At 38.3% G+C, this 17008-nt stretch carries 19 protein-coding genes and 1 pseudogene; 11 read left to right on the forward strand and 9 right to left on the reverse strand.

Annotated elements, in window-relative coordinates:
• Window positions 1-32: 32 nt before the first annotated feature.
• Both MN869_RS00860 and speB read right to left on the reverse strand, forming a co-directional pair.
• Complete coding sequence (locus MN869_RS00860) at window positions 33-1349, reverse strand: MFS transporter (protein ID WP_033133104.1); 1317 nt, start codon at window positions 1347-1349, stop codon at window positions 33-35.
• A 52-nt stretch (window positions 1350-1401) separates the two neighbouring features.
• Window positions 1402-2364 carry an agmatinase gene (speB, locus tag MN869_RS00865; protein WP_033133105.1) on the reverse strand — a complete coding sequence of 321 codons (963 nt, stop codon included), beginning with the start codon at window positions 2362-2364 and terminating at the stop codon, window positions 1402-1404.
• 146 nt (window positions 2365-2510) lie between these two features.
• Here speB and MN869_RS00870 point away from each other — a divergent pair, with 146 nt between their 5' ends.
• Window positions 2511-3389 (forward strand): LysR family transcriptional regulator, encoded by an 879-nt coding sequence (locus tag MN869_RS00870; protein ID WP_004807253.1) that lies wholly within the window; start codon window positions 2511-2513, stop codon window positions 3387-3389.
• 107 nt (window positions 3390-3496) lie between these two features.
• Here MN869_RS00870 and MN869_RS00875 read toward each other — a convergent pair whose 3' ends face one another.
• From MN869_RS00875 to MN869_RS00885, 3 genes are all read right to left on the reverse strand, one after another.
• A complete protein-coding gene (locus MN869_RS00875; protein ID WP_005203512.1) occupies window positions 3497-4597 on the reverse strand; it encodes a porin in 1101 nt (366 codons plus the stop codon).
• 254 nt (window positions 4598-4851) lie between these two features.
• Window positions 4852-5265, reverse strand: a complete 414-nt coding sequence (locus MN869_RS00880) for an HIT family protein (protein ID WP_005203514.1) — start codon at window positions 5263-5265, stop codon at window positions 4852-4854.
• A 97-nt stretch (window positions 5266-5362) separates the two neighbouring features.
• Window positions 5363-5632, reverse strand: a complete 270-nt coding sequence (locus MN869_RS00885) for a YARHG domain-containing protein (protein WP_004807247.1) — start codon at window positions 5630-5632, stop codon at window positions 5363-5365.
• An 829-nt stretch (window positions 5633-6461) separates the two neighbouring features.
• Between MN869_RS00885 and MN869_RS00890 the strand changes: the two genes are divergently transcribed.
• The 3 genes from MN869_RS00890 to MN869_RS00900 all read left to right on the forward strand — a co-directional run bounded on the left by MN869_RS00890 (window position 6462) and on the right by MN869_RS00900 (window position 8803).
• Window positions 6462-6743 (forward strand): hypothetical protein, encoded by a 282-nt coding sequence (locus tag MN869_RS00890; protein WP_005203515.1) that lies wholly within the window; start codon window positions 6462-6464, stop codon window positions 6741-6743.
• A 92-nt stretch (window positions 6744-6835) separates the two neighbouring features.
• Complete coding sequence (locus MN869_RS00895; protein ID WP_033134483.1) at window positions 6836-7297, forward strand: hypothetical protein; 462 nt, start codon at window positions 6836-6838, stop codon at window positions 7295-7297.
• Window positions 7298-8215: 918 nt separating this feature from the next.
• A complete protein-coding gene (locus MN869_RS00900; protein ID WP_033134484.1) occupies window positions 8216-8803 on the forward strand; it encodes a lysozyme in 588 nt (195 codons plus the stop codon).
• A 307-nt stretch (window positions 8804-9110) separates the two neighbouring features.
• On the opposite strand, the gene MN869_RS00905 is transcribed toward MN869_RS00900, so the two are convergent.
• Window positions 9111-9428, reverse strand: a complete 318-nt coding sequence (locus MN869_RS00905) for a multidrug efflux SMR transporter (RefSeq protein ID WP_004807239.1) — start codon at window positions 9426-9428, stop codon at window positions 9111-9113.
• Window positions 9429-9627: 199 nt separating this feature from the next.
• Entirely contained in the window at window positions 9628-10071 is a 444-nt protein-coding gene (locus MN869_RS00910) for a BLUF domain-containing protein (RefSeq protein WP_026057554.1), read from the reverse strand.
• A 365-nt stretch (window positions 10072-10436) separates the two neighbouring features.
• Here MN869_RS00910 and MN869_RS00915 point away from each other — a divergent pair, with 365 nt between their 5' ends.
• From MN869_RS00915 to MN869_RS00935, 6 genes and pseudogenes are all read left to right on the forward strand, one after another.
• Window positions 10437-11030, forward strand: coding sequence for a LysE family transporter (locus MN869_RS00915; RefSeq protein ID WP_033134485.1), 594 nt, complete (start codon window positions 10437-10439; stop codon window positions 11028-11030).
• A 48-nt stretch (window positions 11031-11078) separates the two neighbouring features.
• On the forward strand, window positions 11079-11288 hold the full coding sequence (locus MN869_RS00920) for a hypothetical protein (RefSeq protein ID WP_033134486.1): 210 nt from the start codon (window positions 11079-11081) through the stop codon (window positions 11286-11288).
• 163 nt (window positions 11289-11451) lie between these two features.
• The gene (locus tag MN869_RS00925) at window positions 11452-12240 is read left to right on the forward strand and encodes a DUF4882 family protein (protein WP_033134487.1); all 789 of its coding nucleotides are present in this window, start codon (window positions 11452-11454) and stop codon (window positions 12238-12240) included.
• 177 nt (window positions 12241-12417) lie between these two features.
• Window positions 12418-12720 (forward strand): TM2 domain-containing protein, encoded by a 303-nt coding sequence (locus MN869_RS00930; RefSeq protein WP_005203520.1) that lies wholly within the window; start codon window positions 12418-12420, stop codon window positions 12718-12720.
• A gap of 97 nt (window positions 12721-12817) precedes the next feature.
• Window positions 12818-13014, forward strand: a pseudogene (locus tag MN869_RS20455) (hypothetical protein); the annotation flags it as partial.
• 44 nt (window positions 13015-13058) lie between these two features.
• Window positions 13059-13616, forward strand: coding sequence for an isochorismatase family protein (locus MN869_RS00935; RefSeq protein ID WP_033134488.1), 558 nt, complete (start codon window positions 13059-13061; stop codon window positions 13614-13616).
• A gap of 97 nt (window positions 13617-13713) precedes the next feature.
• Here MN869_RS00935 and MN869_RS00940 read toward each other — a convergent pair whose 3' ends face one another.
• Window positions 13714-14586 (reverse strand): NAD(P)-dependent oxidoreductase, encoded by an 873-nt coding sequence (locus MN869_RS00940; RefSeq protein ID WP_033134489.1) that lies wholly within the window; start codon window positions 14584-14586, stop codon window positions 13714-13716.
• Window positions 14587-14589: 3 nt separating this feature from the next.
• Window positions 14590-15675 carry an alpha/beta fold hydrolase gene (locus MN869_RS00945; protein WP_005315584.1) on the reverse strand — a complete coding sequence of 362 codons (1086 nt, stop codon included), beginning with the start codon at window positions 15673-15675 and terminating at the stop codon, window positions 14590-14592.
• A gap of 135 nt (window positions 15676-15810) precedes the next feature.
• Between MN869_RS00945 and MN869_RS00950 the strand changes: the two genes are divergently transcribed.
• Window positions 15811-16998 carry an O-succinylhomoserine sulfhydrylase gene (locus tag MN869_RS00950; protein ID WP_033134490.1) on the forward strand — a complete coding sequence of 396 codons (1188 nt, stop codon included), beginning with the start codon at window positions 15811-15813 and terminating at the stop codon, window positions 16996-16998.
• Window positions 16999-17008 lie beyond the last annotated feature (10 nt).

Raw genomic sequence — 17008 nt, forward strand, 5'->3', positions numbered from 1 at the left:
ATCAAGTTCAGGTTTGCTTGTTTGCTCATCCATTAAGCGGCTTGTTTGGGGCTGACGTGCTTTTGTTCAGCCTGTTCCTGAGAAAGTTGCTTTTGTCTTAATCGGGTAATGCCACAAATGCCAATGAGGGACAGCAGCGAGAGAAAACTAAATAAGAACGCCAAAGGTAACCATTGGCCTGCATAATGTTGAGCCAAAAAAGTGCCAATGATGGGGGTGGTTCCACTGGTGATTGCCGCAATCATTTGATAGGAAATGGAAATCCCTGAATAACGGACATGTGTAGGAAAAGCTTCCGCCATAAAGCCAGCGACAACGGCATATAAAGAAGACAGCGCAATGACCGCAAGCGTAATCCCCAACACGATGTAATAGATATTTTGGGTACTCACCAGCATAAACATTGGATATGGAATGGCGATACAGAGGATTGCAGCCCAGAACAGAAAACGATGTGTCCCGACTTTACTGGCATACCAAGCCGCAATTGGCATGGCTAAAAATTCAAATAGGGTGACCCAAAACAAAGCATCTAAAATCGTGGGGCGGCTGATCCCCATATATTGGGTGACATAGCTAATCATGAAGGTATTGGTGAAAAAGAAACCCGCTGTCCCAATGGTAATCGCCAGCCCAGCAAAAACCACTTGAGGCCAATAGTTTTTAAGCAACTCTTTTACTGGGTATTTGGCTATTTCTTGTTTGGCTTGCATCTGTTTAAATTCAGGGGATTCTTCTACGCCTAGACGGATGGCTAGGCCAATAAGCATAAATACAAAGCTGAGTAAAAAGGGTATACGCCAGCCCCAACTCAGTAAGGCTTGTTCATCCAAAGACGTAATACCTTTAAAGACTAAAAGGCACAGAATCAGACCCGCTGGGCTGCCCATTTGGGCAAAAGAGGCGAAAAAAGTTTTTTTATGGGCAGGAGCATGTTCGCTGGCCATGAGTACTGCGCCACCCCATTCACCACCGACTGACAAGCCTTGCAAAAAGCGTAGTACGATGAGAAGAACAGGGGCCCAAATCCCAATATGCGCATAGCTGGGAATCAAGCCAATCCCAGTGGTGGCCAGTCCCATCAGCAGCATGGTAAATAACAACATTTTTTTGCGACCTAATTTATCGCCTAAATGCCCGAAAATAACGGCAGCGATTGGTCTGGCAATAAAACCGACAGCAAAGGTTGCAAAAGCCGCTAATGTCCCTGTTACAGGATCGGTTTCAGGGAAAAATACCAAGCCGAGCACGAGAGCTGCAGCTGTGGCATAAACATAGAAGTCATAAAACTCGATTGTTGTTCCAACGAAGGCCGCGGCGGCAGCCCGTTTTGATTGATCTTTTTTCATTCCATCTCGACCTATTTTTATCCATGTATTTTTCTTGTTTTATCGTGGGATGTTATTTACGTATTTTCACTCCTGGGAGGACGCACAACATTTCATACAGCAGATTCGCGCTAAGCAATGAGGTATTGCCTGTCGTGTCATAAGGCGGTGAGACTTCAACCAAATCACAGCCAATCAGATCTAGGCCCTGACAGCCGCGGATAATTTCCATGGCTTGAATGGTGGTCAAACCACCAATCTCTGGTGTTCCTGTACCTGGCGCCCAAGCAGGATCAATCCCATCGATATCAAAGGATAAATACACAGGCCCGCCAGCAACTTGCGCTCTCACTTCCTCCATTAAGGGAGCGAGCGATTTATGCCAGCATTCTTCAGCTTGAACGACCCGAAAGCCTTGTCGTCGACTCCAATTGAAGTCATCTGCACTATAGCCTTGAGCCCGTAAACCAATTTGCACAACGCGTTGACAATCAAGTAGTCCTTCTTCAGCAGCACGTCGAAAGGTGGTGCCATGTGCGACTTTTTCACCAAACATCTCATCATTGACGTCTGCATGCGCATCGATATGAACTAAACCAACAGGCCCATGTTTTTTATGGATCGCACGTAGGATTGGAAGAGTCAGCGTGTGATCACCACCAATCGTGAGCGGAATAATCGGATGGGCCAGTACGCGATCATAATGTTCTTCAATAATGCGTACCGCTTCTGTCAAATTAAAGGTGTTGATCGGGACATCACCAATATCAGCCACATTGAGTGAATCAAATGGTGCTGCGCCAGTTGCCATGTTATATGGGCGAATCATGACCGATTCGGCACGAATTTGCCGCGGGCCAAAACGCGTGCCTGAGCGCAAAGATGTACCAATATCTAGAGGGATCCCAATAAAAGCCGCATCCAGTTCGGCCAAACCTGCATCATTATCGACAACTGGTAGGCGTAACATTGAGGCAATGCCACCAAAACGCGGCATTTCGTTGCCACCGAGCGGTTGATTTAAGCGCTTGTTCATTTGCTTCTCCTTTTTCTTATTTATTGATCAGCTCGGAACAGGGTTAAATCCTATTTTTTAAAAACTTAGTTTTGATTTTTCTAAACTAAGTTTTACAAGAATGTTTTAAGATGAAGTGAGGCAGAGGGAAAATTGAGATAAAAGCCATGACGCATATGGATATCAAGTTAGTTCGAATTTTTGTCAGTATTGTAAAGAATCAAGGGTTTGCCAATGCACAGCAAGAGCTCAACCTATCAACCTCGGCCATTAGTACCTATATGAATCAATTGGAACATATGGTCGGTTTCAAGTTATGTGAACGTGGACGTGGTGGTTTTGCAATCACTCAAAAAGGTGAAATGTTTTTTCAGGAAGCCAAGCGCATACTGAATGAGTTAGAAAATTTTTCTAGGCACACTGCACAGATCAAGGGCGAACTGACAGGTACCATTAAAATAGGGATGCTGGATTCCATGGTGACAGATCGAAATATCCCTTTAGATCAAATCATCCAACAGTTTTCAGAACAGAATCCAAATGTTTATATTAAATTGCAGGTGCAATCTCCCTATGAGTTGCAGATGGGGATTTTGGAAAATCGTTTTGATGTTGCGATTGGATCTTTTTTTCTGAAAATGAATGGCGTGATGTATCAAGCTTTGCACAAAGAACAGCAATGGTTATTTTGTAGTGATACGCACCCCTTATATAAACAGCAAGGTCTAACGGCAGAAATTATTCGACGTGAAAAAATGGTCAGTCGTGGTTATTGGAGTCATACCGAATTGGCCAAACAAGGATTTAAGCATTCTTTTGCTACAGTTGATTCGATGGAAGCACAATTGGTACTTATTTTATCAGGGCAATATATTGGTTATTTGCCAGAGCATTTTGCTCAATATTGGGTGGAACAACAACGCTTAAAAGTGCTACTTCCAGCAACATTTGGTTATACAGCACCATTTTCGCTTATTTTTAGACGAGGCAGAACTAAAGATCCTGTTATTCAGAGTTTCCGTAAAATTATCAAAGGCTTTTTTTGATGGGAGCTCCCGAGTTAGGAAATATCAAAGTATTGTGAGTGTAATACAAAAGAAAAAGGGCTGATCAAGATCGCCCTTTTTCTTATAAGATAGGAGGTAGCTTCAAATTAGAAGTTATATTCCATACCTAAACCGATGGTTGTTTTCTTATCATCTTTCACTAACCAATCACGTTTTTGTTGACCTACAACACCGTAGAAACGTGTTTGTTTATTGATTTGGTAATCAGCGCCTACACCATAAAGGTCTTGTTTACGATCATCACGACCATTTACTTCAGTTGTTGCAGAGATATATTCTGCTTTTAACTTAATTGGCGTTGATGGAATTACGTATGCAGCAGTTACGCCGTAAGCATCTTCTTGCAAGCCTTTATAAGACGTTACAACAGCTGGAGTACCGCTTGTCGTAATTACTGTGTCATCAGTTGGTTGAGTTGTTTGCCATAATGCACCAAACACTAGGCCATCAACACCTGCAGGTGTTAAGTCTAAAGAACCTGTTACACGGATTGCATCAGAGTAAATGTTTCCACCTAATTCGCTGTTATAAGCATTGTATTTAGATGCAACACCAAAGTTACCTGCAACTGCTGCAGCTAAACCGAAGTCTTTGTTTTCATAAGTGATTGAGGTTGAAACACCATCACCAAAGCTATCACGGCTGCCTTTTTGGCCTTTTGCATTGTTCGATACAGTAGATGATTCTTCACCTTGTTGGAACATGATGTTGAATGCTAGGCCACCAAGTAATTTTTTATCAGTTTCAAAACCGATCACGTTTTTTAAACGATCTTCACCAGCCAAAACAGCGGTCATATCCAGTTCGTTGTGATCGTTGAAAATATCTTGGTTGTTACCCGCAGCAGTTTTAAAGTAAGAGTCATATTGGCCTACTTTTAAAGTACCGATACCATCTGACTTAATACCGACATAACGGTTACGGTTACTAAATACATCACCGTCACCATCTGCACTGATTTGCCATTCAATTAAGTAAACTGCTGAAAGGTTATCAGTCAGCTTTTCTTCACCTTTTACCCCGATACGAGAAGCGTTTGAGTTTACTTTAGTTACGCTTTCGTCTTTAAAGCCATTCTTATCAATTTGATCTAAAGTCACATTGAGCTTACCATACAATGTTGGTGCTGCTTGCGCTGCATTCATGGCTAAAGTTGCTACAGTAGCAGCAAGAAGCAATTTTTTCATTGAGATTTCTCCAAAACACTTTTTGTAAATGGCTGATGCCTTAGTTACTGTTATGAGCTTGCTTATGTACATAAAGTTACATAGCTCACTGACTTGTATGCAGTATCGGTAAACTTTGTGACAGAGAAGTGAAAGAAAAATGACAGTTTGATGACGATTCATATTTAGTAATAATTATATTTCTTATTATTTTTTATATAATTAGCAAACAATAAAAAACGGAGTAAAAACTCCGTCTTTATAAAAATAAGAACTTAAAGTGCAGCTTTGATTTTTCCAGCGAGTGCTGTAATTTTTTCCTGATCACCCATTTTTGCCGCATGGCGACCAAGTTCATGCACTGAACTAGGGATCAGATGGAAATGCACATGAGGGACAGTTTGTCCCGCTGCTGCACCAGAAAGCTGCATAAGTACGATACCTTTGGCATCTAAGGCAGTTTCCATTGCTTTGGCAATTTTCTGCACGATCTGGATGGTATATGCAGCCGCATCGGCAGGGAGGTCCAATAAGGTAACTGCTGGTGTCTTTGGAATCACTAAAGCATGACCATCTGCTTGGGGCATAATATCCATAAACGCGAGAACCTGATCATCTTCATAGATTTTGATTGCAGGTAATTCACCACGAAGGATTCGTGCAAAAATATTTTGGTCATCGTATGCCATGATTCATCCTTTAGATAGGCTTATTTTTTCAATAATAGCATTCACTCTCCGTGATCAGAGAGTGAATTGGGGCGTTTAAAACACGATATTTGGCTGCTTATTTGCAGTTAAGCTCTTTTTGACGAGCTTTGATTTCATCAAGACGTTGTTGTTCTTTATCAGAAAACTTTGGCTTAGTCGTATGGCAATTTTCGTTACCAAACTTCGCTTTAGCATCCGCGTCTTTAAAACAGAATCCTTTAGATGCATAGATCAGGTTCGAGTCATCCTGTAACTTTTTACATTCTTGTTCTGGTGTTGCAGCTTGTACACTAAAACCTGTGAGGGTAATTAAGCCAGCAAAAACCGCAACCATTAACTTATTCATGAGGTGTTCCTCTAATCAAAAAAGTATAAATCAATGCTGTATGAAATAGATCCATATGGCGCTTGATCGCTACGCATATACCAATATAAGGTTTATTAATGAAATTTCAATGAAACTGTATGGTACGAGTGTAAGTTTACTCCATAATTTATCCTTATAATATGGAAAAGCCTTATATATCAAGAGCTTTATTATAATTTTATATAAAACAAATGATTAAGATGATTTTTATTGTGCATTAAATTGCTTGTTTTATAGTATTTCGCTCTTTTTAAAGGTTTATTTATATATTGATTGCTGCCATATATGTTTTAACAAAATAAAATGTACATGATATTCTGGGTTGTATTTTGTTCAATTGCAGAATAAACAATGAAGATTGTAAATGGATTTGAAATCATAAAAATTGGATCGTGAATGCTTTATTCAAAATATTTAGAATGAATAAGAGTCAACGCGGATTAAAAAATAAAGGCTCACTAAATAGTGAGCCTTTGGGGTGGCGTCCTTCGTTCTTTCGATTGACTACGGGCTTATCTTAATCAATTTAAATAATTGTTAATTACCGCTTGTGTCAATGGGAGTAAAATTACTGACCCAACGGCAGGAACCCTGTGAAGTATCAATACAACCATCGGGAAGTCCTTGCTCCTGCACGGCTATTATAGTGAATACAGGACTTGCATTGGAAGTAATTCTAATCTTTTGATTGCGAAGCGTCTTAGATTTAAATATAATTGATTGATATTTATGTGGTTTTTTAAATTAATTTTTTGATTTATTATCTAAACGCCATTGAAAGCTAAGTTTTTTAACAAGAATATGAAAAATGCTGAAATATATTAAAACTAACCTTGCTATCCTTATCTTGATCATTATTGTTATAGGGGGACTCGGCTATCCCTTTTACTCAGGTAAATGGATTATGGCGCCCCGACTAAGCGAAATTGACAGTAAATGTTATGGGGTAGATGTACCAAGCAACATTGAGTATAACAAAGTACTACTTTTTTGTTCATGTGTTCATACGGTCGGTATTGAAAATAAAGAGGAGAAATACAAGTATTGTACCAATAGAATGGATAAAATTACTTACCGACAAGATTCTTGATGTGTTGGTCTTTAGTGTTTAAATTTGAAAGAATTGTGTAGAAATTATAAAATATATCCTTGTCTTTATTTATTTTATATTGAGTATACTTAATGAAAAAAATATTAATATTTCTAATAAATTCAGTTGTGACTGTTTCTGTGTATAGTGCTGATGATTTGTTTAATAAGCCTCCATCACTTTTAATCTTAAAAAATGACATACCTGAATATGAGATCAAAAGTCGTGAGCATGTTGATTTTTTTGAGTCAGCAAAGCAACAAGAGCAAGATCGTCTAAATCAGCGTGATGTAAATGCGGCGAAGATGTATGAAACTCGGTCAAATACATCTAATATGAGCCCATTTGAACGATCTCAATATCTTCTAAAAAACAATGATACTCGTGCTTTAAATGCGTATGAATATGAGCAACAATTAAATTCACTGCAGAAGGCTCGAAATAGAGGCGTCATATCAGACCGAGATTATCAACAAAAAATTACCCAGAAAAATCATATGCCTTTAGAGCAAAAAAATAATCAGCTTAAATTATCAGTTCCAGTTGGAGAATAAATTCAGTTCGTTTAAATGCTCATCGAAAGGTGGGCTTTTTAGCTCTAGTGCTTATGATTAGCTAATGCTTCTCTTGTGCTGATAGCCAAGTTCAACAAGAAGAAATAAGTTTTGCCTAAACTGAGCTAAAATCACTCATTATGTAGCTCAGCTTTAAAATTTTCTTAAAATAAGTATAAATTTGTTGATTTGCATCACACTTTTATCTATATTTGCCTTGTTGTTTGATAATAACTAAACAACAATAACCTTCATTCAGCGCAAAAAGAATTAAGGGGAAGCCCACTCATTGAGTGGGCTTTTTAATTGTATATAACCCTGAATTTACTATGCAGCTTAAAGTATGGAAAGTGGAGTTAGAAGGGTGAGTCTGTTGCTTCAAATTGAATGATAAAACAAAATTGTTAAGGATTACAAAATAGAAGCCCATAATTCGGGCTCTTAATAAAGACTTCACTGTGACCATGATTCTTTTATCCTACTCAGCTTCAAAGGAAACTGTTAGGGGCGGCGTCCTTCGTTCTTTAGGCTTCCCAAGGCGTTACCTTTGCGGAAGCAGACCCGGTTAAAATTGGCCCAACGGCAGGAACCCTGTGAAGTACGAATACATCCATCGGGAAGTCCTTGCTCCTGCAAGCATAATTTTAGCTAGTATGTTGACTGAAGGCAATTGAATGAAGATTAATTGGTAGGCTATGAGTAATGTTGATTAAAGAGATATTGTGATTATTCAGCATATTGTTACATTCAATAGGTTTTGATCGGTTGGTTAGAGATGATGTAATGCAAATATTGAACGTTAAGGGTTGTCAGTGCTTTGATATATTTAGCGTTAATATACGGTTTTTAGTCTTTATGAATGATATTGTGGATTTATTTGGTTAGATCGAATGATGTGAAAATGGTAAGTGAGGAATCATGAAGACTATCTTGGATTATTTCCGCAAGCTCATTGATGTTAGGCCCCCTCAAAAACGGAATGATGCTAAAGATAAGCAAATGAATGTTGCAACGGCTTATGATACTGGCGATATGTTAGGTGCAGCCTTTGATTTTGAAATGTCTATAAGTGCTCATGGTATCAATCTTATCACAAGCTTTGAGGATTTAAAGCTACATGCCTATGACGATGGGGTTGGTGTGTGGTCTATTGGATTTGGTACCACAGTTTATCCAACAGGTGTTCGAGTTAAGCAAGGGGATTATTGTACATTAGAGCAAGCAAAGTCTTTTTTTCAACATGATTTAAAGTACTTTCAAAAGGCTATAAATGAAGCTGTCACTGTTCCACTTTCTCAGAATCAATTTGATGCTCTGGTTTCATTAGCATATAACATTGGTAGCAATGCTTTTAAGAATTCGACATTGCTAAAGTATTTGAATGCACTAGCGTACCAAGATGCGGCAGACCAGTTTTTGGTTTGGAATAAGGGTGGTGGTAAGGTTTTAAAAGGATTAGTTCGCCGTCGGGAGGCTGAGAGAAAGCTGTTTCTAAGAAGAGGTTAAGGCCATATAAAGCAAGAATAGATATTTGAAGAATGTTCTGGGTTCGAAATACCAGCTAGGGTTTACGAAGTTTGGCGTTCCATTGGATTAAGGGCGTGTTCTAATTGTGCTTCCGAATTCATTACTAGCTCAAATCTATGTATGCCCGCAGATAGGAATCCTAAATTTGATACAACAGCACTTTACATTCTTACAGTTGGTTTTCTAATTTGGATATTGCTTATTTTATATCTATTAAAATAAATAAAAATTAGCATTGAATTCTGTAGTATAAAGCCCTCAATTGAGGGCCTTATACAATTGAAAACTAAGGTGTTGTCACTTTCATCAATACCACACCGAATACAATAGATGCTGCTGCTAATAGGCGTAAAAAACCCATAGGTTCATGTAAGAAGAATATTCCAATCAGGAAGGCACCAACAGCTCCGATTCCGACCCAAATCGTATAAGCAGTGCCTAAAGGCAAGGTCTTCATAGCGACAGCCAGTAAACCGAAACTCAAAATCATGAATACAATGGTAATGATGCTAGGGGTGAGCTTGGTAAAACCATCAGACATTTTCATAGAATATGCCCATACGATTTCAAAAATACCAGCTAAAATTAAATAAGCCCAAGCCATTTCGACACCTCATTAATAATATTTTTTAGGTCGTCCCAAAGCTTGAAAAATTGAACAAAGAGGTCGTCCTCTTCACAACATATATAAGCACTAATGGGCAATTCATTCAATTTTTTTTTGTTAAATTTTATTCCGATTGGTAAAATTTATCTGGTAAGGGTACTTTTAGACATTTAATTTCAATGAATAATTTATTCACTCACGAAACATATGCTTGTACATCATATTCAGGTTCACCAGCTAAAACAGAAACAAATTTCTCAACGGTTTCAGCCGTTAGCAGGTAAGGGTTGAATTCTTCTAAATGGTACTTCATGAAAAAGTCTGAAATGTTCTGGTTGACTGGTGAAAACTTCATAGACCATTGTGAAAAAAATTGATTCTCACACTCAGTGTAATAAAGAATTTCACAATTGATATGGCGTTTATCTTTCACAATTTTGTTATAAAATAAATCATCAACGATGCTCTTTTGACCTTCTAAGCATTGTACAAAATAGCCATGACCATAATATAAAACACCTCTAATATCATTACGATAATTAAAGTCTACAGCTTCATCGAGGATTTTAATCAAATCTTTTTTTAAGTTCGAGTCAATATTCTTAATTTTACTTACGTATAAAAGCCTTACAGACTTCATCATGGGTACGCTCATTTTGAAGGTTGAACTCATGTTATATAGAAAAAACAATACTTTGTATACTTTAGTCTGTAACCAAGTACGCAGACTTCATCCTTTTATTTTATCTATGAACTTTTATTGAGAATTGAAATATTATGTGAACTAGAGCTGGGCTATCTACATGGAATTATTAAGAAAATGTGATTTTAATCTCGTTTTTATGCGAAGTTGATTAAGTTCTGAATTTAATTTTTAATAAAATAAGACACTGATTTATAATGTAAAAAAATGAAAACAATATTTTTGGTTACAACCAATTTGTCGACAAGACTAGATTTAGTTTGCCATATTGCGTTTGCGAAACTTAGCAAAGGTATTTGTCTATGGTGTCATTTCTATTTATTGGTTTGATCATTACGATCTTACTAACACCAGGTCCAACGAATACATTATTGGCTTCGTCTGGAATCCAAACGGGTATTAAAGCTTCACTGAAATTGATCCCCGCAGAGGTTATTGGTTATTTTATTGCCATTACGACATGGGGCTTTTTACTTGAGTCTGTTTCACACGTTGTGCCTTGGCTACCACCGCTCATTAAGTTACTGAGTGCGACTTTTATTATCTATTTGGCAATTAAGTTATGGATTACTTCAACAAAACAGTTTGATTTGGATCAACCTTTGATTACCTCTAAGGCTTTGTTTGTAGCAACCTTACTTAATCCTAAAGCTTTATTATTTGCTTCAGCTATTTTTCCACACACTGCTTGGCTCAACCTACATGAATATGTTGTTCATATGGGAACGTTCTTAGCACTGATCACTCCAATTGCTTTTTTATGGATTGCATTTGGATCTATTTTAATTTCCAACAAAATCTCTTGGCTGAATCAACGCAACTTACAACGTTCAGCAGCATTTGTTTTAACTTTCTTTGCGATGCCGTTGGCTTACTCAGCTATTTCATCGTTCTAAATTTTCGTTTCGCTGTTGTATTTAAAATTTAAAAAATTGGAGTTTTTAATGAACACTATAAAAATTAAGGTAAAGGATCAATTTGAGGCCGAGAAGATCGCGACAGCCAAAGTAAAAGCTGTCAATGATCAAGAAATTCCCTTCTTTAAACGAATTGAGCACATTGAAGTTGAAGGGGAGATTCTTCTGCCAAATATGGATTTACTCTTTGAAAATCCCAAAGACGGCAGTATTTATCGATATGTTGGGGCCGCGTAGATTGATTGGCTATGGTTCGAAGACATTGACCCACGCTTAGACGTGGGTTTTTAATGCTCTATTTTTCAATAGAGAAACGCTAGCTACACCCATTTATCTGTTTTTACTCACTAATTTAATAAAAAATGTATACTGAATGTTCTACTATAAAAAGGATTAGTATATGAAAAAGATAATTTTAGGGACCTTTATTAGTGTGATGATTATGGGGAGTAGCTTTGCTGCTTGTACTTATAATTTAGATGCCACACAAGCTCAGCTATCACAAATTGATTCAACTATGGCTAGGTTTCCTAACCTACTAGGTGCAAAAGCAAGTTTTAACGTAGAGGCTAGTAGCAGTGTGAAATCTTATATGGCCATGAGTAATGCTTTCGCGAATAATAAAATTAGTTATCCAAATCTTGCCTTTCAAGATGTGCCTGGAGATAAGGTAATTTCTGCTGGTGGTACAGTTGCGTTTGAAATCAAGTTAAAAATTCCAACTTATGTTCTACCCGCAGGTGAAACAATAACTTTTTTCCCAATTCTGATTGCTGCAACGAATGGTAATCATAATGCCTTTAATATCGCTTTAATTCATATGAATGGTCAGTCCACAAACACAAACAATAATATTCTGCTTTTAATTAATGGTGGTACACAGTCATCTGGTGTGTTGACCTTAAAACCTGAAAATACTGCTGATGGTTATCAGACTTTCGGTTTTTATGTGAATCAAAATAGTAAACAGATTGGATATATTTTTAATGGAGTAAACAAAGGTTATATCTCAGGTTATGATAGCAATGGTTCTACTTTATCGTTTATGGCAGGTGGGGGTACTGGAGCTATTGCGACATCAGCATCTGTTATTGGGCAAAATTTATCTATAGAGTTTATTACTGACCATACAAAACTTGCAAATACTTACCCTACAGGAACAAAAGATATTTGTGGAACAACACTTTAAAGAGACCTCCTTCGGGAGGTAATTGATTACGCTATGACGTCTTAAAAAAAAGAAATTTATATAATAATCAAATATAATTCAGATTAATAACTTTATATAAATAATAACCTTATATTGAATATTGGTGAGTAGAGTGAGAGAATCTCGGCGCAATAAATAAAAGATTGGAATAAATTAATGAGTCAAACGAAATTTTGCTTTGCGTGTGGGCAAGGAATTGATAGTCGAGCTGAGATCTGTCCGAAATGTGGGGTTAGACAACAAACAGTCACGATAGGTAAAAAAAGTAGAGTTGCCGCAGCATTACTTGCATTCTTTTTAGGTGGCTTTGGTGTACACAAATTCTATTTAGGGCGAATCGGGCAAGGATTTTTATATCTAATCTTTTGTTGGACTTTTATTCCTTCACTTATCGCATTTATTGAATTCATCATTTATCTATGCTCAAGTGATGAAGAGTTTGCAAAAAAATACGGATAATTTAGATCAGAATTATCAAGAAAGCCCTCATTTTATATGAGGGTTTTCTTATTTTAAGTTATAGAATTTCTAGCACGACTGGATTTATTCAACGCATTCATCCTACGAATTTATTCACGTGGGTGAAAGCGATTTGTCTAAAAAATGGGTAAAACCTCTCCAAGATACTTTATACATAAAGAAGGTCGTCGCTTATGTGAAGCGACTGAATATGTATATGAAATAGATATGCAGATATATACAGTTTCAGTATGTAATGGCAAGGTTTTCAAAATTGATGTAAATAATAAATAAAAGCCATAAATAACATGTTCATGGATCAATAGGAGATAACTATTTTGATTCTAGAAAATATCGTCGATGCATTGGTTATTGTAGATATGCAAAATGCTTTTGTATTAGGACGTGGTGCTGTGCCTGACTCTAAACAACTCACTTCATCGATCAGTATTTTACTTGCTAAAGCTCGCTTTACTAAGACTCCCGTGATCTTCTTGCAAAATGATGGAGATATAGGGGCTTTAGATGAACCATATCAAGCTGGTTGGGAGCTATTTTTTCCACCACAATCTCATGAATTTATCATAAGAAAAAATCAAGATAATGGTTTTAGTGGAACCCTACTTCAACAGATATTGGACGATCACGAGATCAAGTCTTTCGCAATATGTGGTGTTCTATCCGAGATGTGTGTTGTAGCAACTGCACGTGCTGCATTAGAGCTTGGTTATGACGTATTGTTACCACATGACGCCCATGCAACATATGATGTGCCAGCAGGACCAGGATCGCATGGTGTACCTGCTGCGATGGCGGCGAGAGCAGCAGAGTGGTCGCTTGGTGATGAAATTAGGATTTGTGCATCGGTGAATGAGGTGGTTTTTAAGAGAGTCTGATATATAAAGTTTATAAATAACAATTTTTATATGTTTTAAAAAACCGCTCAATAGAGCGGTTTTGATGTTTTAAAAAGACTTTTACACTAAAATTCTCTTATTTCAGGGTAATTTTACTCCACGACTCATACAATTTAACGGCTGCAGAGAAGTCACTATTGGGCTCAGCAGTTAAATTCGCTGCTTGAATCAAACTTTGCGTTAACGACAAAATCGGAGCAGGGAGCTTGGCATCCTTGACGAGATCAAGCGCGATGCCTGTATCTTTCGCCAGTAAAGGTAATCCAAACGTCACAGGAAACTCACGACTTAATACACGCTGCGGGAAAATGGTTTCGGTAACTAGACTTTTTCCGCTAGAAGCATTAATACAGTTCAGTGCGGCATCCAGATTGACACCATGTGCTTTTAAGGTACTAAATCCTTCGGCAACAGACCATAAATTCACAGCGAGCAACATATTGTTAATGGCTTTTACCGCAAAGCCAGCACCAGATTCACCGACATGTTGAATTAATTTTCCGACGGCTGCCATTGCTGGGTAAGCACGTTCAAAAGCATTGACATCGCCGCCCACCATGACGGTTAAGGTTGCATTTTCAGCGCCAACCGTTTGCCCACTGACGGGTGCATCCAAAAAGTCCACATTTTGAGCTTTTAATTTCTCAGCCAGACGGCGTGCTGCTTCGGGCACTCCACTGGTGCAGTCAATCCAGATCGAGCCCGACTTAATTTCAATACCTTCGATTAATGCTTCAACGTCATCGCTGGTCGGTAAACAAGAAAAGATAATATCGGCCTGAACCGCTTGAGCAAGTTCAACGGCTTGAGTTCCATATTCTGTTGCATGCTGTTCTGCTTTACTAAAATTTCGATTCCAGACATAAACGTTTTCGAAATATTTAGGAAGATGCGCCGCCATACGATAGCCCATAGCGCCTAAACCAATGAATGCAACAGATTGAGTCATACTTTACCTTTTTATTTGTGTTGATCGTTCGGCTAACCATGTCGCCAGTGTTGGCCAGAACTCAATGGAACTGTTTTGACTGGACATTAAACCTAAGTGCCCGCCAGGGATAAGAGTAAACGTGACATCTTGGCTGCTTGTCAACTGGGTCAGCGGGAATGCGGACTCAGAAGTCACCAGTTGATCGCCTTTACCTGCACCCACGAATAGAGAACAATTGATGTTTTTGAGTTCAATAGTTTTGTTCTTGAGCTGAATTGCGCCATTTTTTAAAGGATTCTGCAACCAGACATTAAATAGCATGTCCTGATTCACACCACCCGGATAATCAATCATGTTATTTAAGAAGTGGCTAAGCGTCGCATCTTCTTGTACCAACTTTAGATTATCCAAGTTTTTCAATAACTGGATATTGCCATCAATCCAGCCTTTAGGATCTAACAGTTTGAATCCAAGCGAGTTTAGGAAGCCTGGTGAATGAATCATTAACTTCGGTAAACGGTTATAGATGTAATCTTTAATGGTGGGGTTACGGTTAGTCAGATAAGCCAAAGTTTTATATAACTTGCCAATATAACCCGAAGCATAGCTGTCGATCGGACTACCTAAGACCACAAGATTTTTCACTACACTCGGTTGATGGCGTGCGGTATAAAGCGTGACGAAAATCCCCGCCATACTCCAACCATGTAGTGAAATTTTTTCAGATTTAGAATGTTGTTGAATGGCTTCAATACATTTAGGAATAAAGTTATCAATAAAAGATAGAAAGTTAATCTGATAATTTTTATAAGTCAGTTTACCCCAATCAATTAGATACACATCAAAACCGCTTTCCTGAAAGTGTTTGACCAATGAACGGTAAGGATACAGGTCATAGATATCCATATTGATTGCTAAAGGTGCAACGAACACCAGTGGTTCTTTATAGAGTTTTTTCTCTGAAGCATAGAAACGGACACGGGTTTGTTTGAATTGTGCAATCACTTGATAGGGTGTCGATTGAGACAAAACCAGTTTGTCGGCATCGAAGACACGCATAGCCAGATGTTTAAAATTTATTTTTTGCTGTTCCACAAGCGATTTCATCTTAGAAAGTCTCATCATGAGTCAAGATTGCACGAAGTCTAAGCGATAATTTCATCTTACGCCTTGACCTTAAATACCTTAGGCGCTCAAAATATTGGCATATTTCTTCATTATGATCATAAGGCATACAGAACGATGAATCCAAGCGATGATTTAGAATACCAACTAGAGACACTGGCAATTCGCACAGGGCATGATCGTACCTCTGAAGGTGAGCATAGTGAGCCAATTTTCCTGACCTCATCATTTGTGTGCGAAAGTGCGGCTGATGCTGCAGCAAAATTCTCTGGGCAAATCGCTGGTAATACCTATTCACGTTATACCAATCCAACCGTACAGGCTTTTGAAAAGCGTTTAGCGGTACTGGATGGCGCAGAACGTGCAGTCGCGACCAGTTCTGGTATGGCTGCGGTACATGCAATGTGTATGGCCTATTTAAAAGCGGGCGACCATGTCATTTGTTCTCGTGCGGTATTCGGTTCAATCATTGCATTATTTGAAAAATATGTCGCGAAATTTGCCGTTGAAGTGACTTTTGTCGATTTAGATGATCTTGAAGGCTGGAAACAGGCGATTCGTCCAAACACGCGTATTCTCTTTATTGAAACGCCGTCAAATCCATTGGCACAAGTGGGTGATATGCAGGCCATTGCAGATATCGCCCATGCCAATGGCGCTTTATTTGCGGTCGATAACTGCTTCTGTACGCCAGTATTACAGCAACCGATTAAGTTTGGTGCGGATTTAGTACTTTATTCAGCAACAAAATATATTGATGGCCAAGGTCGTGCGCTTGGTGGTGCAGTTGTTGGTAAAAATGACTTGCTTGAAGAAGTAAATGGTGTGATTCGTACTTTGGGTAATTCAATGAGTCCATTCAATGCATGGATTTTCTTGAAAGGCTTGGAAACACTGAGCATTCGTATGAAAGCCCATTGCGAGAGCGCACAAAAATTAGCGGAATGGCTGCATCAACATGAAAAAGTTGAAAAGGTGTATTACGCTGGTTTAGCTGATCATCCTGGGCATGAGTTGGCGAAAAAACAACAAAAAGGTTTTGGTGGTGTTGTATCTTTTGTGGTGAAAGGCCAGCGTGAAGGTGCTTGGACTGTGATCGATAACACTCGTTTCTTGTCGATTACCAGTAATCTAGGTGATGTTAAGTCAACAATTACGCATCCAGCAACGACCTCGCATGGTAGAATGTCGGCCGAAGCTAAACAAGCTGCAGGAATTGAAGAAGGTTTGATTCGTGTGTCTGTTGGTTTAGAAGACATTGATGATATTATTCGCGACATATCACGCGGTTTAGATTTAATTTAACGAGAGAAAC

This window comes from Acinetobacter sp. NIPH1876 (assembly GCF_022808535.1).
Taxonomy (GTDB): Bacteria; Pseudomonadota; Gammaproteobacteria; order Pseudomonadales; family Moraxellaceae; genus Acinetobacter; species Acinetobacter higginsii.

Coding starts and splice junctions, on each gene's coding strand:
- MN869_RS00925 (WP_033134487.1), top strand. CDS start 11,452: ATGAAAAAGATAATTTTAGGGACCTTTATTAGTGTGATGATTATGGGG.
- MN869_RS00895 (WP_033134483.1), top strand. CDS start 6,836: ATGAAAAAAATATTAATATTTCTAATAAATTCAGTTGTGACTGTTTCT.
- speB (WP_033133105.1), bottom strand. CDS start 2,364: ATGAACAAGCGCTTAAATCAACCGCTCGGTGGCAACGAAATGCCGCGT.
- MN869_RS00950 (WP_033134490.1), top strand. CDS start 15,811: ATGAATCCAAGCGATGATTTAGAATACCAACTAGAGACACTGGCAATT.
- MN869_RS00915 (WP_033134485.1), top strand. CDS start 10,437: ATGGTGTCATTTCTATTTATTGGTTTGATCATTACGATCTTACTAACA.
- MN869_RS00870 (WP_004807253.1), top strand. CDS start 2,511: ATGACGCATATGGATATCAAGTTAGTTCGAATTTTTGTCAGTATTGTA.
- MN869_RS00875 (WP_005203512.1), bottom strand. CDS start 4,597: ATGAAAAAATTGCTTCTTGCTGCTACTGTAGCAACTTTAGCCATGAAT.
- MN869_RS00945 (WP_005315584.1), bottom strand. CDS start 15,675: ATGAAATCGCTTGTGGAACAGCAAAAAATAAATTTTAAACATCTGGCT.
- MN869_RS00860 (WP_033133104.1), bottom strand. CDS start 1,349: ATGAAAAAAGATCAATCAAAACGGGCTGCCGCCGCGGCCTTCGTTGGA.
- MN869_RS00890 (WP_005203515.1), top strand. CDS start 6,462: ATGCTGAAATATATTAAAACTAACCTTGCTATCCTTATCTTGATCATT.
- MN869_RS00900 (WP_033134484.1), top strand. CDS start 8,216: ATGAAGACTATCTTGGATTATTTCCGCAAGCTCATTGATGTTAGGCCC.
- MN869_RS00885 (WP_004807247.1), bottom strand. CDS start 5,632: ATGAATAAGTTAATGGTTGCGGTTTTTGCTGGCTTAATTACCCTCACA.
- MN869_RS00880 (WP_005203514.1), bottom strand. CDS start 5,265: ATGGCATACGATGACCAAAATATTTTTGCACGAATCCTTCGTGGTGAA.
- MN869_RS00920 (WP_033134486.1), top strand. CDS start 11,079: ATGAACACTATAAAAATTAAGGTAAAGGATCAATTTGAGGCCGAGAAG.
- MN869_RS00940 (WP_033134489.1), bottom strand. CDS start 14,586: ATGACTCAATCTGTTGCATTCATTGGTTTAGGCGCTATGGGCTATCGT.
- MN869_RS00910 (WP_026057554.1), bottom strand. CDS start 10,071: ATGAAGTCTGTAAGGCTTTTATACGTAAGTAAAATTAAGAATATTGAC.
- MN869_RS00930 (WP_005203520.1), top strand. CDS start 12,418: ATGAGTCAAACGAAATTTTGCTTTGCGTGTGGGCAAGGAATTGATAGT.
- MN869_RS00905 (WP_004807239.1), bottom strand. CDS start 9,428: ATGGCTTGGGCTTATTTAATTTTAGCTGGTATTTTTGAAATCGTATGG.